Here is a 24,500-nt window from a genome sequence, read left to right as displayed (position 1 = left end):
GTGACGCTCACGGCCCGGACTGTCATGCTCTGGGTACCGACCCGCACGGTCCATCCGCAGGACCCGACGCAGCGCCGTCGCACACCTCGGAAGGACCCATGCCCGCCGACCAGCACGCCCCGCCCGGACAGCCCCAGCGGGACCCCGGACACCTCGACCGCACCGTCGTGTCGGCCGACGGCACGGCGCTGGCGGTCGCAGAGAGCGGCTCCGGGCCCGCCCTGGTGCTGGTCGGCGGCGCGTGGGACCACCACGGCAGCCCGGCGACCGACCGGATCGTCGCGGCACTCCGCGACCGCTACCGCGTCGTCACCTACGACCGGCGCGGCCGGGGTGCGAGCGGGGACACGGCGCCGTGGTCGGTCGAGCGCGAGGTCGAGGACCTGGCGGCGGTCGCGGCATCGGTCGGCGGTCCGGTCGATGCCGTGGGGTGGTGCGTCGGTGCCGGCGTGGTGTTGCGGGGCCTGGCAGCGGGCGTGCCGTTCGGGCGTGCGGTGCTCTGGGAGCCGCCCTACCGCGCCTCGGTCGACCCGCAGGGCGACGACGTGCTGTTCGCGGACTTCCTCGACGGGCACGTCGCCGCCGGACGGCGGGCGCAGGCGGTGCGGGCGTTCCTGTCCCGCGTGCTCGGCGTCCCGATCCCGCACATCACCGCCGCCCGTCTGAAGCCCGGGCTCTGGCGGTCGCTCCTGGCCGACGCGCACGTGCTCTCCCGCGACGTCCGGGTGTTGAACGGGCTCTCCGTCCCCGAGCGGGTCGCGGCGTCGGTCGGGGTGCCGGTGCTCGTGGCCTCGGGTGACGGCGGCCCCGAGTGGATGCGCCAGGCCTCGGTCGCGCTGGCCGAGGCGGTCCCCGGCTCCCGGCACCTCGTCGTTCCCGGCCAGGGTCACGTGCCGGAGCCGGGGGTGCTCCGACACCTGGTCGACCGGTTCGTCGGGATGCCGACGGAGGGCTGACCACCCCGGCCAGCGGGGATCCGCTCGCGGGCGGGGCACGGCAGTCGGCCCGGTCGACTCGGACGGGCAGGCCGCGCGGGTGCGAGAGGATGGGGTCGTGACTGCTCCCCGCCTCGGCCTGCTGCTCGACGTCGACGGGCCCATCGCCAGCCCGGTGACCCGCACGATCGCGATCCCGTCGATCGTGACCGACCTCGTCGCGCTCGCCGCCGAGGGCGTCCCGATCGTCTTCAACACGGGCCGCAGCGACGCGTTCATCCGCGAACAGGTGGTCGGTCCGTTGATCGCCGGCGGGCTCGCAGAGGGCGGCCGGGTCCACGCGGTGTGCGAGAAGGGCGCGGTCTGGTGCTCGATCGGTCCGCAGCACGAGGGTGGGATGAGCGACCTGGTCATCGCCGAGGACCTCGCGCTCCCGCGGGACTTCGCCGACGAGATGCGCGACCTGGTCCGTGACGAGTACGCCGACCTGGTGTTCTTCGACGAGACGAAGCACGCGATGGTGTCGATCGAGCAGCGCGTCGACGTACCGAACGCCGCTTACCTCGCCCGCCAGGCCGAGTTCGACGCGAAGGCGGTGGCGGCGCTCGAGCGGCGCGGGCTCGGTGTCCGCCGGCTCGACGACGTCCGCCCCGACGCCGACGGCGCCGTGCAGTGGCGCGTCGACCCGACGATCATCTCCACCGACGTGGAGTCCGACCGGTCCGGCAAGGACATGGGTGCCGAGCGCGCCCTCGAGCTGCTCGCGCAGGACGGCGAGCTGCCGGTGACGTGGCGGACCGTCGGCGACTCGCGGAGCGACTACGCGATGGCGGACTGGCTGCACGCGAACGGACACGACGTCGCACACGTGGACGTCCGGCCGGCCGACGGGGTCCCGGAGACGCCGTACCCGGTGCTCACCGCCCCCGACGGGGTCATCCACGACGAGGCGGGCGCGCGCTTCCTGGCCGACTGGCGTCGCGGGGCCTGACCGGCACCGCAGCGCGGGACGCCGGCGTCGGCACCAGACGCCCTGCGCGCCACGAGACGGTCCCGGATCCGGCGGCGTCTCGCTGTGTCGGCGGTGTCTCGCCGCGACGCCGTCGTCTCGCGACGCGCGGGGCGGACCCCAGCCGCGCCTCCCGTCCGGACGGCTGGTGGTTCCGGCCCGAGACCGGGTCCACACCGTTTGCGAGCCGGGGTGGTACACCAGTACCCTTCCGGGGTCCACCGCCAGCCGTTTGACGGGAACCCCCATGGCATCACCGCTCCGCATCAAGTCGATCGAGGCCTCCCTCGCCGACTCCGAGGAGAAGGGCCGCTCGCTCAAGCGGTCGCTCAAGACGTTCGACATCGCCGCGATGGGCATCGCGGTCGCCGTCGGCGCCGGCATCTTCTCGGTCGGCGCGAACGCCGCCGCGAACTTCGCCGGACCGAGCGTCATCATCTCGTTCCTGCTCGCTGCCGTCACCTGCGGTCTCGCGATCATGTGCTACGCCGAGTTCGCCTCGACGATCCCGGTCGCCGGCTCCGCGTACACCTTCACGTACGCCACGATGGGCGAGCTGCTCGCGTGGATCGTCGGCTGGGACCTCATCCTCGAGACCCTGACCGCGAGCGCCGTCATCGCGAAGTACTGGGGCATCTACCTGAGCACCGCGTTCGGGGTCTTCGGCATCGACCTGCCCGACACGATCCAGCTCGGCCCGATCGGCTTCACGTGGGGCCCGGTCCTCATCGTCGGCGTCTTCACGCTGCTGCTCGCGTTCGGGACGCGTCTGTCGTCGCGGGTCTCGGCCGTCATCACGGTCATCAAGGTCGCGATCGTCGTCTTCGTCATCGTCGCCGGTGCGTTCTTCGTCAAGGCCGCGAACTTCGCGCCGTTCGTCCCGCCGGCGGAGCCGTCCAAGGGTGCCGAGGGCGGCGTCCTGACCCAGTCGCTCGTCTCGTTCGTCACCGGTCAGGCACCCGCGCAGTACGGCGTGTTCGGTCTGCTCGCCGCGGCCTCGCTCGTGTTCTTCGCGTTCATCGGCTTCGACGTCGTCGCGACGAGCGCCGAGGAGACCGAGAACCCGCAGAAGACCCTGCCCCGAGGCATCTTCATCGGGCTCGGCATCGTCACGCTGCTCTACGTCGGCGTCAGCATCGTCATCACCGGCATGGTGTCCTACCAGCGCCTCGCCGACGAGGAAGCACCGTCCCTCGCCTCGGCCTTCGACATCGTCGGCCTGCCGTGGGCCGCGGGCATCATCGCCATCGGCTCGCTCATCGGCCTGACGACGGTCGTCATGGTCCTGCTGCTCGGCCTGTCGCGCATCGTGTTCTCGATGAGCCGCGACGGTCTGCTGCCCCGCTGGTTCTCGAAGACGAACCCGAAGACGCAGACGCCCGTCCGGGTGCAGGTCGTCGCCGGCGTCGTCGTGGCATTCATCGCCGGGTTCACCGCGGTCGAGCGCCTCGAGGGCATGATCAACATCGGGACGCTCTCCGCCTTCGTGCTCGTGTCGATCGGCATCGTGGTGCTGCGCAAGACCCGTCCGGACGCACCCCGGGCCTTCCGGGTGCCGTGGGTGCCGGTGCTGCCGATCCTCTCGGCGGTGCTGTGCTTCTGGCTCATGCTCAACCTCGAGGTCGAGACCTGGCTGCGCTTCATCGCGTGGCTGGCGATCGGGTTCGCGATCTACTTCGGCTACAGCCGTCGGCACAGCCGGGTGGGCAAGGGCCTGCAGTAGCGGTACCCGTCTCCCGCGGAACCAGGTTCCGGACACGGCACCACGATCTTCCGTGGTGCTGTGTCCGTTCCACGGTGCAGTATCGCCGTCGTGCCGTCGCGCGCCTACGCGCCGACGGCGAGCGCGACGCCGAACGACAGCATCACGACGGCGACGAGCCCGTCGAAGACCCGCCAGGTGAGCGGCTTCGCGAACAGTGGACGGAGCAGTCGTCCGCCGAACCCGAGCGCGCCGAACCACAGGCAGCTCGCGGCGACGGCCCCCACGGTCCACCACCAGCGGTCGTCGACGCCCTGCTGGTTCGCCACCGAGCCGAGGAACACGAGCGTGTCGAGGTACACGTGCGGGTTCGCCCACGTGAAGACGAGCATGGTCGCGACCGCCGCACCCAGCGTCGGGACCGCGCGTGCTGCGGCGGCGGTCCGGCTCACGGGAGCCGAGCTCCGGCCGGGAGGCTCCTCCGCACCCCGCCCCGCCGCTCCGGCGGTCCCGTGCGCGGCTCTCGCCCGGGCGACCGTCGTCCGCGCAGCGACCGTCGGCACCGCCACCCCGTCGTCCGCAGCCTCTTGCTCGACCGCCATCGCCTGCCCGGTGGGACGCAACGCCCGTCTGGCCGCGAGCACCCCGTACACGACGAGGAACGCCGCGCCGACGAACCGCACCACCACGAGCGCGACGGGGAACCGTTCGATCACCACACCGACGCCGAGGACCCCGGCGATGATGAGCACCGCGTCGGACACGGCACAGACGGCGACCGCGGCGGCGACGACGCGCACGGGAGCGCTGACGGCGAGCCGGAGCAGGTACGCGTTCTGCACACCGATCGCGACGATCAGGGCCAGGCCGGTGCCGAGGCCGGCGAGCAGGGGGACGAGTGCGGTCACGACCCCGACGCTAGGAGCGCCCGGCGCTTCAGTCCAGCTCACGTTCCTGCAGCGCCGTAAGCTCCCCTGCATGCTCCGTCTCCAGCGCGACCACCTCGAGACACTCCTCGCCGCGGTCGACCACGGCACGCTCGACGCCGCGGCCCGCGCCCTCGCGATCACGCCGTCGGCCGTGTCGCAGCGGATCAAGGCGATGGAGCAGCAGCTCGGTCGGGTGCTGCTCCAGCGCACGACCCCGGTCGTGCCCACCGCCGACGGCGAGGTCGTCCTCCGGCACGCACGCCAGGCCCGGCTGCTCGAGGACGAGACCGCCAGGGCGCTCGGCGCGGTCGGCGACGTCGACGGTCCGGCCGTGCCGTCGATCCCGCTCGCCGTCAACGCGGACACGCTCGGCACCTGGTTCCTCGATGCCCTCGCCCTCGTGTGGGTCGACACCGAGGTCGTGTTCGACCTGCACCGCGAGGACCAGGACCGCACCGCTGAACTCCTGCGCGCCGGCACGGTGATGGCCGCGGTCACCGCCGAGGCCGACCCGGTGCAGGGCTGCTCGTCGGTGCCGCTCGGCGTCGACCGCTACCGGGCCGTGGCGTCGCCCGCGTTCGTCGACCGGTACCTCGCCGGAGCGGTGTCCGAGAGGCAGATGACGACGCGGCTGGACGCCGTCCCGCTGGTCGACTACGACCGCGACGACGACCTGCAGCAGGGGTACCTCCGCCGGGTCCTCGGGCACGCCCCGCGTGGGCCGCGGCACTTCGTCCCGACCTCGGCGGACTTCGCACGCGCGGTGTCGCTCGGCTTCGGGTGGGGGATGCTGCCGGAGGCCCAGTGCCTCGACGGCCTGCGCAGCGGTGCGCTCGTCGAACTCACGCCGGGGCGACGGGCCGACGTGGCGCTGTGGTGGCAGCGGTGGAACCTGGCGTCACCCCTGCTCGAGCGCGTGACCGAGGCCGTGCGGACGACCGCGCGCGAGCGGCTGCACCAGCCGGGCTGAACGCCGGAGCGGCGGACGGCCACGGTTCCGGGCGCACCCGGAGCCTCCGGCGGTTGCGGGTCAGACGGTCGCCCGCCAGCGCAGCCCGTCGACGAGCACCCCGACCAGCTGCTGGCTCTGCTCGGTCGTCGGCGCCCCGTGGCACAGGTCCGCGACCGCGCGGAGCAGCTGCGTGGCGTCGAGGTCGCTGCGGATCGTCCCCGCGGCCGAGGCGGCGTCGAGCAGCCCGGTCAGCGCGCCGCCGAGCCGGCCGATGAACCACGGGTGCAGTCCCTCGAACGCCGGGTCGCCGGACTGCAGTGCGGCGGCCAGGCCACGCTTCGTGGCGACGAACCCCGTGAACCGCTGGAGCCAGCGTGCGAGGGCCTCGTCGGGAGCGTGGTGGGCGGCGAGCTCCGCGGCGGCGTCCGCACACTCCTCGACGGCCTGCTGGAACACCGCGACCACGAGGTCGGAGCGCTGCGGGAAGTGCCGGTACAGCGTGCCGACGCCGACACCGGCGCGATCGGCGACCACCTTGGCGGGAGCGTCCACGCCGTGGTCGGCGAAGACCTGCCGAGCGGCGTCGACGAGGGCGTCGAGGTTGCGGCGGGCGTCGGCGCGCACGGTGTCTCCGCTCGGGGTCGCGAGATGGGCTTGCAGAAACGGAAAGCCGTTCCGTATGCTTCCGGAAGAGCGTTCCGCTTCACGTCAGCCTACGACAGCCGGTACCGGAGCGCCACCGACAGGAGGCACCACCATGCAGTACCGCACCCTCGGCCGCACCGGCATCCAGGTCAGCCCCTTCGCGCTCGGCGCCATGATGCTCGGCACCGACGGCCGCATCGGCAACGGCGACGAGCAGGACTCGATCCGCATCGTCCACCGTGCGCTCGACGCCGGCATCAACCTCGTCGACACCGCGGACCGCTACTCGCAGGGCGGGTCCGAGGTGCTCGTCGGGAAGGCGATCAAGGGGCGGCGCGACGACGTCGTCCTCGCCACCAAGTTCAACGGCCCGATGGGCGACGACCCGAACCGGCGCGGGAACTCCCGTCGGTGGATCACCACGGCAGTCGAGGACTCGCTCCGCCGCCTGCAGACGGACCACATCGACCTGTACCAGGCGCACCGCCCCGACGACACGGTCGACCTCGAGGAGACCCTGTCCGCCCTGACCGACCTCGTCCGGAGCGGCAAGGTCCGCGCCATCGGGTCCTCGGACTTCCCGGCCTCGATGCAGGTCGAGGCGCAGTGGACGTCCGAGCGCCGCGGGCTCGAGCGCTTCCGCTCCGAGCAGCCGACCTACTCGATCCTCAGCCGGGGCATCGAGCGCGAGGTCCTGCCGGTCGCCCAGCGGTACGGCATGGGCGCACTCGTGTGGAGCCCCCTCGCGGGCGGCATGCTGACCGGGCGCTTCCGTCGTGGCCAGCAGAACGACCTGTCGCGGGCGGGCATGTTCCGCCACGACCAGGACGACCGGCGGATCGACGCGGTGGAGCAGGTCGTCGCCCTCGCCGAGGAGACCGGCATCCCCACGACCCACCTCGCCCTCGCGTTCGCCATCGCGCACCCGGGCGTCACCAGCGCCCTGATCGGACCGCGGTCGGTGGAACAGCTCGACGACCTGCTGGCCGCGGCCGACGTCGCGCTCTCCGACGAGGTGCTCGACCGGATCGACGCGATCGTGCCGCCGGGCACCGACGTCACCCGGCTCGACCAGCAGTACCAGCCGCCCGCGCTCCTGCGACCCGAGCTCCGTCGTCGCCCCGTCGCCGAGCGTTCCGCCGCCTGACCTCCTGCCCGCGGAACGCCCGTCCCGCGGAACCGGAACCGGAATCGGAACCAGGACCAGGACCAGAACCGGAAGTGGACCGGCCCACCCGCATCCCGCACCGCGGCGTTGCGGGAAACCGCAAGAAGCGGCGGGGTCCTGCGCGATTCACAGGACGGACACACGAGCGAGCAGAGCGGGTCGTAGTGTCGCAGACGACCGACGGCACGGGCCGTCGCCGCACGACCGCTCTCGACACACCGAACACCGCGACCGCACCCTCGGTTGCGACCTCCCGGCAGAGGATCCCTGGTCCCCCGCCGAGCCGGACCCCGAAGGATCCGGACCCATGTCGCCACAGTCGCCGACGCCCGTCTCTCGACCCGTCGGCGTCCATGCCTGCGGGCCGTGAGTCTCTCCCGACCCGACAGGAGACCCTCATGTCCGCACCCACGGACGTCCGTCGCTCGCGCCCGGACGCCAGTGCTCCGCAGTACCACCGGAGCGCTCCACCGCAGTCACCCGACGTGGCGCAGCTCGTCCAGCAGCCGCTCCAGCAGCCGTTCCCGCAGCAGCTCCCGCAGCCGCTCACCCCGCGGGACCGCGAGCGTGCCCGCCGTCGTCGGCCGACCGAGCAGGTCCCGCACGTGCGGCCCCGTTCCGAGAGCCGCGCGCACAGCCCGGTCATGGTGCTCATCGTGCTCGTCGCGACCCTCGGCGTGATGGCCTACGCGGTGTTCCTCCTCGACCCGGCGAACCGCGGCGACTTCCTGCCCTACGGCCTGGTGATCGTCGCGGAGAGCGTGCTCGTCGGCCAGGCGCTGCTGTCGATGTGGACGATCCTGTCCGGTGGTGCCGACCCGCGGGACTTCGCGTTCCACCACACGCAGGACACGCTGTTCGACCGGGACACGATCGAGCGCGACGGCCTCACCGACCAGCCGCACCGCTGGCCGATGCACGTGCGCGGACGCCGGGTGGTGGTCGACGTGTTCATCACGGTCTACGGCGAGGAGCTGTCCAAGATCGCCGCGACCGTCCGCGCCGCGGTGGCGATGCGCGGCGAGCACCGCACTTGGGTGCTCGACGACGGTCGGAGCGACGAGGTGCAGGCGCTCGCCGCCCAGCTCGGCGCACGGTACGTCCGTCGCCTGTCGTCGCACGGCGCCAAGGCCGGGAACATCAACCACGCGCTCACCCTGGCCAAGGGCGACTACTACGCCGTGTTCGACGCCGACTTCGTCCCCGAGCCGGAGTTCCTGTTCGAGACCGTGCCGTTCTTCGCGGACGACACGATCGCGTTCGTGCAGACGCCGCAGACGTACGGCAACCTGCACAACCTGGTGTCGCGCGGCGCCGGCTACATGCAGACGGTGTTCTACAAGTTCATCCAGCCCGGCCGGAACCGCTTCAACGCGGCGTTCTGCGTCGGCACGAACGTCATCTTCCGCCGCAGCGCGATCGACGACGTCGGCGGCATGCACACGGACTCGAAGTCCGAGGACGTCTGGACCAGCCTGATGCTGCACGAGCGCGGGTGGAAGTCGGTGTTCATCCCGATGACCCTGGCCGTCGGCGACGCCCCGGAGACCATCGAGGGCTTCACGAAGCAGCAGCTGCGCTGGGCGACCGGCGGGTTCGAGATCCTGCTGACGCACTTCCCGTTCAACCCGAAGCACCGCCTGACGATGGACCAGCGCCTGCAGTACCTCGTCACCGCGAGCTTCTACCTGACGGGCATCGTCCCCGGCCTGCTGCTCCTGGTGCCCCCGCTCGAGATCTTCTTCGACCTGCGCCCGATGAACCTGTCGATCGGTGCCGGCGAGTGGGTGCTGTTCTACCTCGGCTTCTACCTCATGCAGGTCGTCCTGGCCTTCTACGCCCTCGGCTCGTTCCGCTACGAGACGCTCCTGCTCGCCGCCGTGTCGTTCCCGATCTACGCGAGCGCGCTCTGGAACGTCCTGTGCGGCAAGGAGCAGGCCTGGCACGTCACCGGTGCGGACCGCGGCAGGACGCCGTCGCCGTTCAACTTCATCGTCCCGCAGGTGCTCGTCTTCGTGTTCCTCGCCCTGACGAGCGTCGTCGCGGTCTGGCGGGACACCGGCAACGGCCAGTTCACCCTCGCGACGGCCTGGAACATCACGAACACCCTGGTGTTCGCCGCGTTCATCGTGGCGGCCTTCCGCGAGCAGGCCCGGAACCGCGTCGCCGACCGCCAGCGCGGCCGCGTCGAGCCGGTCCGTCCGGCCGTGCTGCTCGCGCAGGCGCCCGCCAGCCCCGTCCGGACGACCGTCGTCCGACCCGACACCCTCGAACCCCAGCGCGCCGCGATCGCCGGCGTCGCGATGCAGATGCAGGACGGACCCCGCGCATGACCTGGACCAACCGACTCCGACTGTTCGGCGGCCTCGTCGTCGTCCTGGTGATCGTCGCCGCGTGCACGCTCGTCTTCAACCAGCGGCAGAGCGCCGTGGCCAGCACCTCGGCCGCGATCGCCGCGCAGGAGTACGCCGTGGGCACCGACTACGGCGGCACCGTCACCGAGGAGTACGTCCAGGAGGGCGACTCCGTGGAGAAGGGCGAGAAGCTCCTGCAGGTGCAGAGCCTGCAGCTCGCTCAGGACATCCGCAAGGGCGTCGTCGGCGCCGACACGCAGACGAGCGCGTACGACATCGGCGAGGACGGGTTCATCACGTTCAAGGCCGAGGTGTCCGGCACCGTCGCCAAGATCGACGTGAAGACCGGCGGGTACGTGCAGGCGGGCTCCGAGCTCGGCACGATCCACAAGGCGGACAGCCTCTTCGTCACCTCGAACTTCACCGTGACGCCCCGCGACTACGGCCGGATCCAGAACGGCGCCGAGGTCGAGCTCCGCCTGCCCGACGACCGCACCATCACCGGCACCGTGAAGAACGTGAGCGTGGAGACGAACGACGCCGGTCGGGCGAAGACCACCGTCGACGTCGAGAGCCCCGAGCTGTCGGCCTCGCCGTCCACGGGCATCACGAGCCCCGGGACGCCGGTCGACGCGACCCTGCACCTGCGCGACGACGGCACGCTGGCGGGCGTCACCGACGCCGTCCGCGACTTCTCGCGCCAGATCGGGCTCTAGGCGGTGCGGCACCACCTGCACCGCGGCGGCCGCCCTGCGGGCGCACACCGGGCCTCCCGACCGGCGCTCCTGGTCGTCCCCCTGGTGACGGCCGTCGCCCTGCTGCTGAGCGCGTGCACCGGGACGGGAGGCACGGACCGCCCGACCCCGTCGGCCACCGCGACCGACTCGGCGGCCCAGGCGCGCGCGGTCGCCGCTTTGGGCGACATCGCGTCGTCCACGGTCGGCACGATGCGTCTGGCCGAGGGGCTCCTGCCGCCGACGAACCGCTGGTTCTCCGGCCTGGTGTTCGGGGACGCCCCGCAGCCGGTGTTCCCGACGCCGATCTCGTGGCAGGTCACCTCCGACGGCTTCGCGGCCGGGCTGCCGGACGTGACCGCGACCGAGAAGACGATCGCCGGCGGCGCCGTGCCCCAGGTCGGCTTCGACCTCGGGGCGACGGACACGCTCGTGTCCGCGTACGACGCGGTCTCGGTGACCGTCGAGCACCGCGACGGCGACACGGTGCTCGGGCACTCGGTCGTCGCCGAGGGCTCGCCCCTGGTGACCTACACGGCCGACCGCGACCAGACGATGACCGGTACCTCGCCGCTCGACCGGACCGGCGACGACACGGCGACGATGTCGGGCGGCGGGCGCACCTGGCAGGTCGTCGTGCGCGACGGCTCCGTCTCCGCGTCGGGCGTGACCCTGCGCCGCGGCGGGTCGGTGGTGCTCGTGCCGACGCCGGACGGAGCGTCGTCGTCGCAGGTCGCCCGGCTCGTCGATGCCGCACGGCCGCTGTCCGGCACGTCCCTGGAGCGCAGCGCGTCCCGCGGTTCCCAGCGCACCACGCTGTCGTACGACTTCGACGGCGGTGCCGGTGTGCTCGTCCCGCAGCCCGGTCAGGGCACCGAGGGACTGACGTGCACCGACCTGCGCGTCGCGACCATCGCGGGGCCGGCGCCGGTGTGCACCGGGACGGCGCTGCGCTACGCCGTCGACACGGTGCAGCCGTCCGACCGGCTCGACCTGTCCGGCCTGACCGACGGCCAGCGGGACACCCTGGCGGCGCAGGTGCGGCAGGACGCGTCGAAGGTCGACGCATCGTCGTACGCCGCAGACTCGTACGGCGGCGGGAAGGACCTGTACCGCGTCGCGACGCTCTACCGGCTCGCCGTCGCACTCGGCCTGGACGACCAGGCCGCGGCGCTGAAGACATCCGTCGCCGCCGAGCTCGACCAGTGGCTCGACCCCGCCGGGTGCGGTGGTCGCACGGCACGGTGCTTCGCGTACGACCCCGAGGTGCACGGCCTCGTCGGGCAGCAGGCGTCGTTCGGCTCCGACGAGTTCAACGACCACCACTTCCACTACGGCTACGTGCTGTCCGCCGCCGCGATGGTGGCCGACGGTGACGCCTCCCTCGTGCAGAAGTGGCGCACCGTCGCGGACTTCGTCGCGGCGGACATCGCCTCGCCGACCGCGACGGAGTCCTTCCCGGCGCTCCGCGTCTACGACCCGTACGCGCAGCACTCGTGGGCGTCCGGCTACTCGCCCTTCGCCGACGGCAACAACCAGGAGTCGTCGTCCGAGGCGGTGTCCGCGTGGAACGGCGTCGCACGCTGGGGTGCCGTGTCCGGGTCGTCGACGCTCGAGTCGACCGGCACGTGGCTGCTGTCGAACGAGGCCGCCTCGGCGCAGCGCGACGTGCTCGACCCCGATCTGTCCGCGTTCCCGGGCTTCACGCACCGGATCGTCTCCCTGAACTGGGGCGGCAAGCGCGACCACGCCACGTGGTTCAGCGCGGCTGCAGCGGCCCCCGCGGGCATCGAGCTCATCCCGATGCCGGCGATGGCGGGCGAGTACGTCGACGCGGGCGGGCGGCAGCAGATCCAGCGGGTGCTCGACGAGGCCGTGCCGGACGGCCGGTACGACGTGCAGTTCGGCGACTACCTGCTCATGTACCGCGCGCTCGGCGGGGAGTCCGACGCCGCGGCGGCACTCCGCGACGCCGAGCGGCTGCCGGACGCGGTGATCGACTCGGCGAACACGCGGTCGTACCTGCTCGCGTGGGTCATGACGCGGGACCGGTCGTAGCGACAGGTCCTCGCACGCCGACCCGACGGGCGGCACGGCGGTCCCCCGACCGCGGTGCCGCCCGTCGTTCGCTTCCCGGACGCTCTGGGGTCCTGCACGGGGACCGCGGCCTACCGTCCACGGCATGACCACGCGAGCCAAGACCGCCACCGCGCTGCTCGGCGCTGCCACCCTCGCCCTGCTCCTGACGGCGTGCGACCCGGGCGGCGCCCAGAACATCGACCCGGTCGGCAAGGTCCCGGGGGACGAGCAGAAGTCGCAGTCCGCGGAGTGCGCCGTCGCCTCGAGCAACGCCGTCGACGCGATCGGCACGGCCGTCGGCCCGCACGACACCACGGACTTCGCCAACGTCGCCGAGGGTGACGGCGGCTGGTACCTCGCCGCGTCGATCGTGCCGTCGGACAGCAAGGACGCCAACGACGACGAGCTGACCATCTGGGCGACGGAGACCGACCCGACCTCGCAGGACTGGGACGGGACGATCTACGCCGTGAACCAGACCGCGAAGGACGCGACCTCGGACGAGTCGCAGTCGGCATCGCCGGCGCCGAGCGCGTTCAGTGCGGACTCCGACGCCGCGAAGCGCGCCGAGAGCTGCGCCGTCGAGGCAGCCGACCGCTGATCCCCGGCTCGACCCGGACGGGGCGCTCCGCTGGACTCCGGCCGGGCGCGGCGCGGCCGGAGGCGGCGAACAGGCGCCGCGCCGTGCAGTGCCGCGCGGCCGGCTCGGACCGGTCGGCTCAGGTCTGGCAGCGCGGACACCAGTAGGTGTCCCGCAGCGTGAGCTCCGAGTCGCCGAGTTCGCCCCACCGCACGGGCGTCCCGCACCGCAGACAGGGCTTGCCCGCGCGGCCGTACACCCAGAAGCGGCGTCCGGGCCGGTCGACCCCGGTCGTGACCCGGTTGCTGCGGTCGCGGTTCATCGTGATGAGCCGGTGCGCCAGCGCGATCGCCCGCGCCGGGTCCGCCACCTGCCCCACGGGCCGCGTGGGCAGCACGCCGCGCAGGAAGCAGAGCTCGTTCCGGTACACGTTGCCGAGGCCGGCCAGCACCCGCTGGTCGAGCAGCGCGAGGCCGATCGGCCGCTCCGGGTCGGACGTCAGGTTCTCCAGCGCACGGTCGGCGTCCCAGTCGGGGCCGAGCAGGTCCGGACCGAGGTGCCCGACGACCTCGGACTCCTGGTCGCGCGGCACGACCTCGAGCACGCCCAACGTGAACCCGACGGTCGAGACGTCCGCGGCGTCGAGCACCACGCGGGCCTGGTGTGCCGGTCGTCGCCACCGCTCGCCGGGTGCGTAGACGTCCCAGCGGCCCTCCATCTTCAGGTGCGAGTGCACGGTCAGGTCGCCGATGCGGTGCAGCAGGTGCTTGCCGCGCGGCACGACCTCGTCGACGGTCCGTCCGACCAGGTCGAGGGTCGCGAACGCGGGGACCCGGAAGTCCGAGCGGGTCAGGACCTTGCCCGCGAGCGCGGTGTGCAGGCGGCGGGCGGCGCGGAAGACGGTGTCACCTTCGGGCACGGTCCACCTCCGCTCTCGCCGTCCGGACCATGCGTGCCGACTCCGCCGTGTCGGCCTCTGCTCGGTCGGGTCCGGCTCGGCCGGGCCCGGCTCGGTGGGGTCGGGCTCGGTCGGGTCGGGCTCGGCCGGGTCCGGCTCGGTCGGGCCCCGGCCCGGAGGCCCTGGTCGCCTCAGACACGCAGCCGCAGCCCCTGCGGGGTCGCCGTGAACCCCGCCTCGCGCAACGCCGAACCCAGCTGCGTCTCGAGCACGAAGTCGCCGTCCACCCGCTCCACCGAGAGCTTGCGCAGCCCGCTCCGCACGGTGGCGGCGATGGACCGCGCCGCGACCGCGAGGTCAGCCGGGTCGTCGGTGAAGGTCAGGACGGACTTGCCGCCGCGCTCCACGTAGACCGCGAGGCGCCCGTCGACGGTGGTCACCAGGGCGCCGGCCTTGCGTCCCGGGCGGTGGCCGCGGCCGGTCGTGGCCGTCGAGCGGGTGGGCGCGGGTGCCGCTGCACCACGAACTCCGGTCGGGGCGCCGGCGTCCGACCCGGCAGCGGCGGCAGCGGGGTCGGCGTCCGCGTCCGCCGGCGCGTCGTCGGAGGGCCACGGCAGCGCCGCGCCGTACGGGTTCGCCGGGTCCGTCGCCGCCAGGGTGAGTGCCTGGCGCTCGCGGTCCGGGTCGGCTCGTTCGTCGTCGTCGAGGTCGCGGGCGTACGTCCGGAGCCGGTCGACGGTGGGGCTCGTCGCGAACTGCGCCGCCCCGAGGCCCTCGACGAAGTACCCTCGGCGCGCACGACCGGACTCCTCGAACCGGCTGAGCACGCGGTAGACACCGGCGAACCCGCCGCGGACGCCCTCGACCTGCACGGCGCCGCGGGTCACGACCCCGTACCGCTCGAGCAGCTGCTCCGCGGTGGCGGCCGCACGCAGCGTCGAGTCGGACTCGGCGAGCGGCAGGATCGACCACCGACCGCCGACCGACGGCGGGCCGGACTGCGACGGCAGCGTCGGCCGTCGCCGCCCGCGGTAGGCGCGGGCTCGGGGCGCGCTCGTCGACCTCGCCTTGCCCCCGAGCATCGCCCGGAGCGGTGCGAAGGTGTCGTTCGTGATCTGTCCCGCCCAGACCAGGTCCCACAGCGCGGTCGTCAGGGCCTGGTCGTCGGTGCTGCCGACCGCCTGGCCGAGCTGCCGGAAGAAGTAGGCGCCGCCGCCGGCCAGGGCCCCGAGCACGTCGCGCTGCAGCTCGGTGGTCTCGCCGCCGTCCGGTTCCGCCAGGGTCGTCGACGCAGTCTCGGCGAGGTGCAGGCGCACCCACCCGTCGTTCCCGGGCAGGGTGCCTCCGCCGGACCAGAGGACCTCGCCGGTGGCGGTCAGCTCGTCGAGCATGCTCGTGGAGTAGTCGGTGACGCGGGACGGCAGCACCAGGGTCTCCCACGCGCTCGCGGGCAGGGCGACCCCGGCCAGCTGGTCGATGACCTGCAGCACGCCGTCCACGCCCCGGAGTCCGCCGCGGGTCCCCGGTGCCTGGACGTGCTGCCACGCGGGCAGGAACCGGGCCAGGGTGTCCGGCGAGACCGGCTCGACCTCGTGCCGGAGCGCTGCGAGCGACTTCGTGCGGATGCGGCGGAGCACCTCGGCGTCACACCACTCGGCGCCCTGGCGGTCCGGGCGGAACTCGCCCTCGACCACCCGGCGGTCGGCGACCAGTCGGCGCAGGGTGTCCTGCACGACGGCGATGCCGAGCCCGAGCCGAATGGCTGCCTCCTGCGCGGAGAACGGCCCGTGGGACCGGGCGTACCGGCCGACCAGGTCGCCGAGCGGGTCCGCGACGGGTTCGACGAAGGCGGTCGGCACGCCGATCGGCAGCGGGACGCCCAGGGCGTCGCGCAGGCGGGAGGCGTCCTCGATCACGGACCAGCGCGTCGTGCCGCCCTGCGAGAAGGAGAGCACGCGGCGGTCGCGCTCGAGCGTCTCGAGCGCGGTGCGGACCGTGGCGGCCGCGCCGTCGGCGTCGTCTACGCGCGCGTCCGCCACCCAGCTCCGGGCGACGAGCTCGTCCAGCTCGAGGGCGCCGACGAGGCGCAGCACGTCGACGAGCCCCTCGGCGTCGCGTGCACGACGGTCGGGGGAGAGCCGCTGCAGGTCGCGCTCGACCGAGGCGATGACCGCGGGGTCGAGGAGTTCGCGGAGCTCCGCCCGCCCGAGCAGTTCGCCGAGCAGGGTGGAGTCGAGCGACAGTGCCGCCGCCCGCCGTTCGGCCAGGGGCGAGTCGCCCTCGTACATGAACGCCGCGACGTAGCCGAACAGGATCGACCGGGCGAACGGCGACGGCTGCTCGGTCTCGCGTTCGACCAGGCGGATGCGGCGCTCGGCGATCTGGTCCGAGATGCCGAGCAGCGCCGGGACGTCGTACACGTCCTGCAGGACCTCGCGCACGGTCTCGAGCACGATCGGGAACGTCGGGTACTTCCGGGCGACCTCGAGCAGCTGCGACGCCCGCTGGCGCTGCTGCCAGAGCGGGGAGCGCTGCCCGGGGTTCCGGCGCGGCAGGAGCAGCGCACGCGCCGCACACTCGCGGAACCGGGCCGCGAAGAGCGCGGAGCCGCCGACCTCGTCGGTGACCAGTGCCTCGAGGTCGTCGCGCTCGAAGACGAACAGGTCGGCTCCGGGTGGCTCGGCGTCGGTCTCGGGGATCCGCACGACGATGCCGTCGTCGGCCGCCATCGCGTCGCCGTCGATGCCGTGTCGTTCGCGCAGGCGGGCGCCGACCGCCAGGGCCCACGGTGCGTGCACCTGCATGCCGTACGGCGAGTGCAGGATGAGCCGCCAGTCGCCGAGTTCGTCGCGGAACCGCTCGACCACGAGCGTGGTGTCGTTCGGCACGTGCCCGGTGGCGGCGCGCTGGTCGCGCAGGAACGTCAGCAGGTTCGTCACCGCTCGTTCGTCGAGTCCGCCGGCAGCGACCCGGGTGCGGGCGTCGTCGTCCGACGCGGCGTCGACCTCGCGTACGAACGCACCGGTCGCCCGGCCGAGCTCCGCGGGCCGGCCGATGCCGTCGCCCTTCCAGAACGGCACCCGACCGGGCTGGCCGAACGCCGGGCTGACGATCACCCGGTCGTGCGTGATCTCCTCGATCCGCCAGCTCGTCGCGCCGAGGGCGAAGACGTCACCGACGCGGGACTCGTAGACCATCTCCTCGTCGAGCTCCCCGACGCGCGAGGCCTTCTCGCCCACCATGAAGACGCCGAACATGCCGCGGTCGGGGATGGTGCCGCCGCTCGTCACCGCGAGCCGCTGGGCACCGGGACGGCCGGTCAGGGTGCCGTGCACACGGTCCCACACGAGACGCGGCCGGAGCTCGGCGAACTCGTCGCTCGGGTAGCGCCCGGTCACCAGGTCGAGCGTCGCCTCGAACGCCGACCGGGGCAGCGAGCTGAAGGGTGCGCTGCGTCGGACGAGCTCGAACCAGTGCTCGACCTCGACCGTGTCGACCGACCCCGCCGCGACGGTGTGCTGGGCGAGGACGTCGAGCGGGTTCGCGGGCACCGAGATCGCCTCGATCTGCCCGGACACCATGCGCTCGACGGTGACGGCGCTGTTCACCAGGTCGGCGCGGTGCTTCGGGAAGAGCACACCGCGGGAGATCTCGCCGACCTGGTGCCCGGCACGACCGACGCGCTGCAGGCCGCTGGCGACCGAGGGCGGTGCCTCGACCTGCACGACGAGGTCGACCTCGCCCATGTCGATGCCGAGCTCGAGCGAGCTGGTCGCGACGACGCAGCGCAGGCGCCCGGACTTCAGGTCGTCCTCGATGATCGCGCGCTGGTCCTTCGAGACGGAGCCGTGGTGGGCGCGGGCGAGCGCGGGGACCGCCGGGTCGGACCCGCCGCCCTCGGTCTGCCCGGACTGCCCGATCACCTGTGCCGGGGGACGCTTCGGCTGTGCGACCGGGGCGTGCGCCGACGCTCGCCCCGGTGACTGTGCTACCGGGACCGCGCCCACGGCCGCGACCTCGGCCTCCGGCCCCGCGACGGCGGCGAGCACCCGCTCCTCGTGGATCTCGTTGAGACGGGCGGTGAGACGCTCCGCGAGCCGCCGCGAGTTCGCGAACACGATCGTCGAGCGGTGCTCCTCGATCAGGTCGACGACGCGCTCTTCGACGTGGGGCCAGATCGACCCGTTCGTCGGCGACTCGGTCGCGTCGGCGCCGACCGGCGGGGCGCCGAGCTCGGTCATGTCGTCGACCGGCACGACGACGCGCAGGTCGAAGGTCTTCTGCGCCGGCGGGGCGATGATCGACACGGGGGCCCGGCCCCCGAGGAACCGTGCGACCTCCTCCGCCGGACGCACCGTCGCCGACAGGCCGATGCGCTGCACGGGCTTCTCGAGCAGGTCGTCGAGCCGTTCCAGCGAGACCGCCAGGTGTGCGCCGCGCTTGGTCGACGCGACCGCGTGGACCTCGTCCACGATGACCGTGTCGACGTTCACCAGGGTCTCGCGCGCCTGCGACGTCAGCATCAGGTACAGCGACTCGGGCGTCGTGATGAGGATGTCCGGCGGCTGCCGCAGGAGCCGCTGCCGGTCGGAGGACGGGGTGTCACCGCTCCGGACACCCACCGTGACCTCCGGCGGTTCCGTCCCGAGGCGCCTGGCGGTCTGCGTGATGCCGACCAGCGGGCTGCGGAGGTTGCGCTCGACGTCGACACCCAGCGCCTTGAGCGGGGAGACGTACAGCACGCGGGTGCGCTGCTTCGCCGGCGGTCGGTCGGTCGCGCTGATGAGTCGGTCGATCGACCACAGGAACGACGCGAGGGTCTTGCCGGAGCCGGTCGGGGCGACCACGAGCGCGTGCTGTCCGGTGGAGATCGCGTCCCAGGCGCCGGCCTGTGCCGCGGTCGGGCCGGGGAACGCGCCGCGGAACCACTCCGCGGTCGCGGGGGAGAAGCGCTCGAGGACGTCCGTCATGGTCCGTCCCATCCTGCCCGCCGCCACCGACAGCGGTCCGAGGAACAGGATCGCTTGACACAGCGATAGTTACCGATCTATCGTTGAGGCATCGCGACTGGTACACAACTGATCGCGAGCCCACTTCACCACGACAGGAAGGAGTCATCATGCGCACCTCGTACGATGACCTCGACAGCACCACGCCCCGCCGCGGCACCCGCGGCACCGGCCCGCGCGGCCCCCGCTTCGGCGGCGCGCGGCAGCACCACGGCCACGGCTTCCCCGGCCGCGACCGCGGCGACCACGACCACGGCGGTCGCGGCGGCTTCGGCCCCGGCGGACGCGGCTTCGACCCGGGCTTCGGTCCCGGGTTCGGCGGCGGCCCCGGGTTCGGACGCGAACGCCGCCGTCGCGGCGACGTCCGCCTCGCGATCCTCGGCCTGCTCGCCGAGGGCCCGCAGAACGGCTACGCCGTGATCAAGACCATCGCCGAGCGCACCGGCGGCGCCTGGAAGCCGAGCCCCGGCTCGGTCTACCCGACGTTCCAGCAGCTCGTCGACGAGGACCTCGTCGTCTCGACGGGCGACGGCCGCAAGACGCTCTTCGAGCTCACCGACGCCGGTCGCGCCGAGGCCGAGGCGAAGGCGGACGAGATCGCCGCCGCGTTCGACGCAGCGCCGGGCATGCCCGACACGCAGCGCGAGTTCGTCGAGGCCCTCCGCAAGGCCATGGGGGTGCTGCACGTGTACCGCACCAGTGCCTCCGACGAGCAGACGAAGGCCGCGACGGCGAAGGTCGACCAGCTCCGCAAGGACCTGCTGCAGATCCTCGCCGAGTAGCGGCGAGCGGTCCGCTCGACCCAGCACCGGACGGGAGGCCCGTGGCGGGCCCGCCACGGGCCTCCCGTCCGGCAGCCGGTCACCCGGACACGTCCACGACGGCGACAGCCCACCGCAGACCGATCGCGGCGGGCTGTCGCCGTCGCGGTTCCGTCGCGGGTCCGCTCGTCAGGACGCGTCGACGAAGGCGGCCACGTCCGCGAGCTCCTCGGCGGACACCGCGTGCTGCAGGCCGGCGTAGGTCCGGTCGGTCACGTCCGTGTGCGCGGCGGCCCACGCCTGCGTGCGGGCGGTGGCATCGGGCGGGATCACCGGGTCGAGGTCGCCGTGCCCGAGGAAGACCCGCGGCCGGACGGTCGAGACGGCCTCGTCGCGGGAGTCCGTCACCCCGGGCACCACGAACCCGGAGAGCGACACGGCGAACGCGAACGCCCCGGGTCGGGCGCGGAGCAGCTGCAGCGCCATCGACCCACCCTGCGAGAACCCGAGCAGTCCGATCCGCGGATGGTCGGCGGACACGGCGTCGATCCAGTCGAGGACACCCTCGGCGGCGTCGTCGACCGGCTCGAGCGCGGGGGACCCCGGCGTCCCGAGCGGGTACCAGGAGAACCCGGGCCCCCAGGGCATCGGAGCGCGGAGCGACGCGATCGTCCACGCGGAGGGCAGCGCCGGCGCCAGGCCGAGCAGGTCACGCTCGTTCGAACCGACCCCGTGCATCGCCACGAGCAGGGGTGTCCCCGCGCGCTCGTCGGCCGGGCGGGTCCACTGCACGATGTCCGCATCGATCACGTGGACAACGCTAGCCGTCCACAGCGACCGCGCCTTCCGCCGAACTCGCCGGGGCGACTGGTAGACACGGTGCATGGCCTCGCTCCGCACCCCCGACCCCGACTCCGGCTGGCTGTCCGACGAGGAACTCGCGAACGTCCGTCGTCGACTGCCCATCTGCTACGTCGAGGCACTGCCCGTGCGGACCGACGGGCTCGGTGTCGTGACCGAGGTCGGCGTCCTGCTCCGCGTCGCGCCGAGCGGCTCGATCGCCCGCACCCTGGTCTCCGGCCGCGTGATGTTCGGCGAGTCGATCCGCACCGCGCTCTTCCGGCACCTGGAGAAGGACCTCGGCCCGATGGCCTTCCCGCAGCTGCCCGCGAGCCCGACACCCTTCACGGTGGCCGAGTACTTCCCGCTGCCCGGTGCCTCGGTGTTCACCGACGAGCGGCAGCACGCGATCTCCCTCGCCTACGTGGTGCCCGTCACCGGGACCTGCGAGCCGCGCCAGGACGCCCTCGAGCTCACGTGGATGAGCCCGATGGAGGCAGCTTCCGACGCGGTGGCCGAGGAGATGGAGGGCGGTCGCGGGGCACTCCTGCGCGCCGGCCTCGCCTCGGTCGGCGCCCTGCACTAGCCCTCCGACCGACCCGCGCGCACGACGAAGCCCCCGGGACCGCACGGTTCCGGGGGCTTCGCAGCGCGGTCGTGGACCGGCTTCAGTGCTTCTCGTCGCGGAGGGAGTCCGCGACGCCGTGCGCCGCATCCTTCACGTCGTCGACGCCCTGCTTGGCCGACGCCTTGGCCTGGTCGGTCTGACCCTCGGCCTTGAGCTTGTCGTTGCCGGTCAGGTTGCCGAGACCCTCCTTGACCTTGCCGACGAGCTTCTCGCCGGTGTGGTTCTCTTCGCTGCCAGCCATACGGTCTCCTTCCAACGACGGACGATTCCCCGTCGGCAGCTCGCGCCGCCTTCGGTGAGGGAGAACGTACGCGGGAGCACTCCCGCTGCTCCCACCGGACGTCCAGGTTCCGGATGCCAACGCGAAAGCGACAGGACGCCGCTGAACATCGGCGGCATCCTGTCGCTTCGGCGGATCACTCAGCCCGAGCAGCGCGAGCACGGACCACCGGCTCAGTGGCGGTCGGCAGCCCCGGCCGGACGGGACGCGCGACGCGAGCCCCCGCGGCGACGACCGCCGCCGGACTCACCCGCGCCGGACCGACCCGCCGCGTAGCCGCCCTCGGACGACCACACCGGAGCGGACCCGCCACGCACGACGTCGCTCGACGCCCGACGGCTGCCGCCCGAACGGCGCTGACCGCCACCGGTCGCACCGCCCGACGCCGCAGCGCCCGAGCCGTTCCCGCGACCGGCACCACCGGCCGGGGCACCCGCGGTGGCCGGACGGCCACCGCGACCACCGGCGGCGCGACCCGAGCCGCGACCTGCCGAGGCGGTCTCCGGAGCCTGCGTCGAGCCTCCCGACCGTCCGCCGCGACCACGACGACGACCGCCGCCCGTCGACTCGGCGCGACCGCTGTCGGTCGCGCGCGGCTGCCGCTGGCGCTGCTGCTGCGCCGGCTGCTCCGGCTCGAGGTGGCGGATCGGCGCCACCTCGCCCACGAGCGCGGTGACGGCCGGCGAGGTCGCGGTGACCTGCTGCGGGGTGACCTTGATCGCCGCGGCACGCATCATCTGCGCGACGTCGCGGCGCTCGGCCGGCAGCGTCACGGTGACGACGTCGCCCGACGAACCGGCACGCGCGGTGCGGCCCGAGCGGTGCAGGTACGCCTTGTGCTCGGTCGGCGGGTCGACGTGCACCACGAGCTCGACGTGGTCGACGTGCACACCGCGGGCGGCGACGTCGGTGGCGACGAGCACGAGGGCCTCGCCGGACGAGAACTTGGCGAGGTTGCGCTCCCGGGCGCCCTGCGACAGGTTGCCCTGCAGGTCGACGGCCGGGATGCCCTGGCTGGTGAGCTGCTTCGCCAGGCGCTTCGCGTGGTGCTTCGTGCGCATGAACAGGATGCGGCGGCCGGTGCCCGAGGCGAGCGCGCGGACGAGGTCCTTCTTCGCGTCGGCGTCGGCGACCTCGAACAGGTGGTGGGTCATGGCCTCGACCGGGCTGGTCTCGTCGTCGACCGAGTGCATCACCGGGCTGTGCAGGAACTTCTTGACGAGCTTGTCCACACCGTTGTCGAGCGTGGCCGAGAACAGCAGGCGCTGCCCCTGCTCGGGCGTCGCCTGCATGATCTTCGTCACACCGGGCAGGAAGCCCATGTCGGCCATGTGGTCGGCCTCGTCGAGGACGGTGACCTCGATGTCGCCGAGGCTCACGTGCCCCTGCTGCATGAGGTCGGCGAGGCGACCCGGGCAGGCGACGACCACGTCGACACCGGCACGGAGCGCGTCGACCTGACGGCCCTGGCCGACACCGCCGAAGATCGTCGTGGTGTTCAGGCCCATCGACTTCGCGAGCGGCGCGAGCGTCGCGTCGATCTGGGTCGCGAGCTCACGGGTCGGGGCGAGCACCAGCGCGCGGGGGCGACCGGCGCGACGCGGCCGACGGCTCGCGGCCAGACGGGCCGCGAGCGGGATCGCGAAGGCGATGGTCTTGCCCGAACCGGTGCGCCCGCGACCGAGCACGTCCTTGCCCTGCAGGGAGTCGGGCAGTGTGTCGGCCTGGATGGGGAACGCGGTCTCCTTGCCCTGCTGGGCGAGGGACTGGACCATCGGCGCGGGGACGCCGAGGTCGGAGAAGCGGATGTCGGAAGGAGTGGCGGTCATCGTGACCTTTCGAGCCGGCACGTGCCGGCCGTGGGCGCGCTCGGGTTCGGCGCGCGGGCGGGATCCCCGCGCCAGCGTGGCTGGCGCGGTCGCCGCAGCAGAGAGCCTGGCACCGGGTGACGGTGCGCGATCATCGACCGGATGAGGGTCGGGAGTCGGGGGCGTCCGTACGACGCACGAGGCGATCGGCGCCTCGAGTACCACCAGCATAGCGGGTGCCCGTCGAACGAGCGGAGGCCGTTCGCCTCCGGCGTGCGATGATCCCCTCGTGCGCACGCGATCCGTCCTCCTGACCACCGCGGTCGCGCTGGTCGCCGTCCTCGGCAGCGGAGGCTGCGCCGAGGCTGCCGCGCCCGCCGCGTCGTCGGCGCCCTCGCACCGGGACCTGCCGACCTCGGGACGCCCGGACTACCAGCTCGGTGGCGGCTACACGCCGCCGTCGGGCGTGACGATCGTCGAGCGTGACAGCACCGACCGTCCGGCCGCCGGCAAGTACTCGATCTGCTACGTCAACGGCTTCCAGACGCAGCCGGGAACGCTCGCCGAGTGGGAGCGCCGTGCTCCGTCGGCACTGTTGCGCGACGACTCGGGGGAACTCGTCGCCGATCCGGGCTGGCCGGACGAGGTGCTCCTCGACACCCGGACCGCCGCGGAGCGCGCCGCGATCACGCAGGAGCTCTCGCGGGCGATCGCGCGGTGCGCCGACCGGGGCTTCGCCGCCGTCGAGTTCGACAACCTCGACTCGTGGACGCGGTCGGGGAAGCGCCTGAGCCGGTCCGGGAACCTCGCGCTCGCGCAGGCGCTCGTCCGACTCGGGCACGAGCACGGCCTGGCCGTCGGGCAGAAGAACACCCCGCAGCTCGGGAAGGCCGGTCGGCAGTCGACGGGCTTCGACTTCGTCGTCGCCGAGGAGTGCGTGCAGTACGACGAGTGCTCGGCCTACACGGAGGCGTACGGCAAGCGCGTGATCGACGTCGAGTACGCGGACACCCTCGACCGGTCGTGGGCGTCGGTGTGCCGGCTGCGCGACCGTCCGGCCATGACGATCCTGCGGGACCGCGACCTGGTCACCCCTGCCTCGGACGAGTACGTCTTCGAGCACTGTTGACGGGGGACGGGGACGGCCGGGAGGCGCGGATCGCGTCGGCCCCGCGAGCTGCGGCTCGCG

General features: G+C 73.1%; 19 protein-coding genes. 12 read left to right on the top strand and 7 right to left on the bottom strand.

Annotated elements, in window-relative coordinates; all coding sequences use genetic code 11:
* The first annotated feature begins 98 nt into the window (after positions 1-98).
* The 3 genes from QUG98_RS12770 (at position 99) to QUG98_RS12760 (ending at position 3,667) form a co-directional block, all read left to right on the top strand.
* Positions 99-956, top strand: coding sequence for an alpha/beta fold hydrolase (locus QUG98_RS12770; protein ID WP_289470898.1), 858 nt, complete (start codon positions 99-101; stop codon positions 954-956).
* A 97-nt stretch (positions 957-1,053) separates the two neighbouring features.
* The gene (locus tag QUG98_RS12765; protein ID WP_289470897.1) at positions 1,054-1,926 is read left to right on the top strand and encodes a hypothetical protein; all 873 of its coding nucleotides are present in this window, start codon (positions 1,054-1,056) and stop codon (positions 1,924-1,926) included.
* 265 nt (positions 1,927-2,191) lie between these two features.
* The gene (locus QUG98_RS12760) at positions 2,192-3,667 is read left to right on the top strand and encodes an APC family permease (RefSeq protein WP_289470896.1); all 1,476 of its coding nucleotides are present in this window, start codon (positions 2,192-2,194) and stop codon (positions 3,665-3,667) included.
* Between the two features lie 104 nt (positions 3,668-3,771).
* On the opposite strand, the gene QUG98_RS12755 is transcribed toward QUG98_RS12760, so the two are convergent.
* A complete protein-coding gene (locus QUG98_RS12755; protein ID WP_289470895.1) occupies positions 3,772-4,554 on the bottom strand; it encodes a LysE/ArgO family amino acid transporter in 783 nt (260 codons plus the stop codon).
* A 70-nt stretch (positions 4,555-4,624) separates the two neighbouring features.
* Here QUG98_RS12755 and QUG98_RS12750 point away from each other — a divergent pair, with 70 nt between their 5' ends.
* The gene (locus tag QUG98_RS12750; protein WP_289470894.1) at positions 4,625-5,545 is read left to right on the top strand and encodes a LysR family transcriptional regulator ArgP; all 921 of its coding nucleotides are present in this window, start codon (positions 4,625-4,627) and stop codon (positions 5,543-5,545) included.
* A gap of 60 nt (positions 5,546-5,605) precedes the next feature.
* Here QUG98_RS12750 and QUG98_RS12745 read toward each other — a convergent pair whose 3' ends face one another.
* A complete protein-coding gene (locus QUG98_RS12745; RefSeq protein WP_289470893.1) occupies positions 5,606-6,151 on the bottom strand; it encodes a TetR/AcrR family transcriptional regulator in 546 nt (181 codons plus the stop codon).
* Positions 6,152-6,284: 133 nt separating this feature from the next.
* Between QUG98_RS12745 and QUG98_RS12740 the strand changes: the two genes are divergently transcribed.
* The 5 genes from QUG98_RS12740 to QUG98_RS12720 all read left to right on the top strand — a co-directional run bounded on the left by QUG98_RS12740 (position 6,285) and on the right by QUG98_RS12720 (position 13,108).
* Complete coding sequence (locus tag QUG98_RS12740) at positions 6,285-7,319, top strand: aldo/keto reductase (protein WP_289470892.1); 1,035 nt, start codon at positions 6,285-6,287, stop codon at positions 7,317-7,319.
* Between the two features lie 419 nt (positions 7,320-7,738).
* Positions 7,739-9,673, top strand: a complete 1,935-nt coding sequence (locus QUG98_RS12735) for a glycosyltransferase family 2 protein (protein WP_289470890.1) — start codon at positions 7,739-7,741, stop codon at positions 9,671-9,673.
* Positions 9,670-10,410 carry an efflux RND transporter periplasmic adaptor subunit gene (locus tag QUG98_RS12730; RefSeq protein ID WP_224441912.1) on the top strand — a complete coding sequence of 247 codons (741 nt, stop codon included), beginning with the start codon at positions 9,670-9,672 and terminating at the stop codon, positions 10,408-10,410. The genes QUG98_RS12735 and QUG98_RS12730 overlap by 4 nt, the downstream gene beginning before the upstream one ends.
* 84 nt (positions 10,411-10,494) lie before the next feature.
* Positions 10,495-12,486: a glycosyl hydrolase gene (locus tag QUG98_RS12725; protein ID WP_289470889.1), complete on the top strand. Its 1,992-nt coding sequence runs from the start codon at positions 10,495-10,497 to the stop codon at positions 12,484-12,486.
* Positions 12,487-12,610: 124 nt separating this feature from the next.
* Complete coding sequence (locus tag QUG98_RS12720; RefSeq protein ID WP_289470887.1) at positions 12,611-13,108, top strand: hypothetical protein; 498 nt, start codon at positions 12,611-12,613, stop codon at positions 13,106-13,108.
* Between the two features lie 118 nt (positions 13,109-13,226).
* Here QUG98_RS12720 and QUG98_RS12715 read toward each other — a convergent pair whose 3' ends face one another.
* On the bottom strand, positions 13,227-14,006 hold the full coding sequence (locus QUG98_RS12715) for an Fpg/Nei family DNA glycosylase (protein ID WP_289470886.1): 780 nt from the start codon (positions 14,004-14,006) through the stop codon (positions 13,227-13,229).
* 170 nt (positions 14,007-14,176) lie between these two features.
* Positions 14,177-18,955 (bottom strand): ATP-dependent helicase, encoded by a 4,779-nt coding sequence (locus tag QUG98_RS12710; RefSeq protein ID WP_289470885.1) that lies wholly within the window; start codon positions 18,953-18,955, stop codon positions 14,177-14,179.
* A 149-nt stretch (positions 18,956-19,104) separates the two neighbouring features.
* Between QUG98_RS12710 and QUG98_RS12705 the strand changes: the two genes are divergently transcribed.
* Positions 19,105-19,776 carry a PadR family transcriptional regulator gene (locus QUG98_RS12705; RefSeq protein WP_289470884.1) on the top strand — a complete coding sequence of 224 codons (672 nt, stop codon included), beginning with the start codon at positions 19,105-19,107 and terminating at the stop codon, positions 19,774-19,776.
* 168 nt (positions 19,777-19,944) lie between these two features.
* Here QUG98_RS12705 and QUG98_RS12700 read toward each other — a convergent pair whose 3' ends face one another.
* Complete coding sequence (locus QUG98_RS12700) at positions 19,945-20,565, bottom strand: alpha/beta hydrolase (RefSeq protein WP_289470883.1); 621 nt, start codon at positions 20,563-20,565, stop codon at positions 19,945-19,947.
* 73 nt (positions 20,566-20,638) lie between these two features.
* Between QUG98_RS12700 and QUG98_RS12695 the strand changes: the two genes are divergently transcribed.
* Entirely contained in the window at positions 20,639-21,181 is a 543-nt protein-coding gene (locus QUG98_RS12695; RefSeq protein ID WP_058729559.1) for an NUDIX hydrolase family protein, read from the top strand.
* Positions 21,182-21,263: 82 nt separating this feature from the next.
* On the opposite strand, the gene QUG98_RS12690 is transcribed toward QUG98_RS12695, so the two are convergent.
* Complete coding sequence (locus QUG98_RS12690) at positions 21,264-21,464, bottom strand: CsbD family protein (RefSeq protein WP_058750558.1); 201 nt, start codon at positions 21,462-21,464, stop codon at positions 21,264-21,266.
* A 212-nt stretch (positions 21,465-21,676) separates the two neighbouring features.
* Positions 21,677-23,332 (bottom strand): DEAD/DEAH box helicase, encoded by a 1,656-nt coding sequence (locus QUG98_RS12685; protein ID WP_289470882.1) that lies wholly within the window; start codon positions 23,330-23,332, stop codon positions 21,677-21,679.
* A gap of 268 nt (positions 23,333-23,600) precedes the next feature.
* On the opposite strand from QUG98_RS12685, the gene QUG98_RS12680 reads away from it, so the two are divergent.
* Positions 23,601-24,440 carry an endo alpha-1,4 polygalactosaminidase gene (locus QUG98_RS12680; protein ID WP_289470881.1) on the top strand — a complete coding sequence of 280 codons (840 nt, stop codon included), beginning with the start codon at positions 23,601-23,603 and terminating at the stop codon, positions 24,438-24,440.
* Positions 24,441-24,500 lie beyond the last annotated feature (60 nt).

The sequence above is a fragment of the Curtobacterium subtropicum genome (assembly GCF_030362975.1).
Lineage (GTDB): Bacteria > Actinomycetota > Actinomycetes > Actinomycetales > Microbacteriaceae > Curtobacterium > Curtobacterium subtropicum.
This window is presented reverse-complemented; position numbering and strand designations above follow the sequence as displayed.

Excerpts from the sequence above, each read along its gene's own strand:
- QUG98_RS12770 (WP_289470898.1), top strand. The coding sequence starts at position 99 with ATGCCCGCCGACCAGCACGCCCCGCCCGGACAGCCCCAGCGGGACCCC.
- QUG98_RS12760 (WP_289470896.1), top strand. The coding sequence starts at position 2,192 with ATGGCATCACCGCTCCGCATCAAGTCGATCGAGGCCTCCCTCGCCGAC.
- QUG98_RS12750 (WP_289470894.1), top strand. The coding sequence starts at position 4,625 with ATGCTCCGTCTCCAGCGCGACCACCTCGAGACACTCCTCGCCGCGGTC.
- QUG98_RS12740 (WP_289470892.1), top strand. The coding sequence starts at position 6,285 with ATGCAGTACCGCACCCTCGGCCGCACCGGCATCCAGGTCAGCCCCTTC.
- QUG98_RS12735 (WP_289470890.1), top strand. The coding sequence starts at position 7,739 with ATGTCCGCACCCACGGACGTCCGTCGCTCGCGCCCGGACGCCAGTGCT.
- QUG98_RS12730 (WP_224441912.1), top strand. The coding sequence starts at position 9,670 with ATGACCTGGACCAACCGACTCCGACTGTTCGGCGGCCTCGTCGTCGTC.
- QUG98_RS12720 (WP_289470887.1), top strand. The coding sequence starts at position 12,611 with ATGACCACGCGAGCCAAGACCGCCACCGCGCTGCTCGGCGCTGCCACC.
- QUG98_RS12710 (WP_289470885.1), bottom strand. The coding sequence starts at position 18,955 with ATGACGGACGTCCTCGAGCGCTTCTCCCCCGCGACCGCGGAGTGGTTC.
- QUG98_RS12705 (WP_289470884.1), top strand. The coding sequence starts at position 19,105 with ATGCGCACCTCGTACGATGACCTCGACAGCACCACGCCCCGCCGCGGC.
- QUG98_RS12695 (WP_058729559.1), top strand. The coding sequence starts at position 20,639 with ATGGCCTCGCTCCGCACCCCCGACCCCGACTCCGGCTGGCTGTCCGAC.
- QUG98_RS12690 (WP_058750558.1), bottom strand. The coding sequence starts at position 21,464 with ATGGCTGGCAGCGAAGAGAACCACACCGGCGAGAAGCTCGTCGGCAAG.
- QUG98_RS12685 (WP_289470882.1), bottom strand. The coding sequence starts at position 23,332 with ATGACCGCCACTCCTTCCGACATCCGCTTCTCCGACCTCGGCGTCCCC.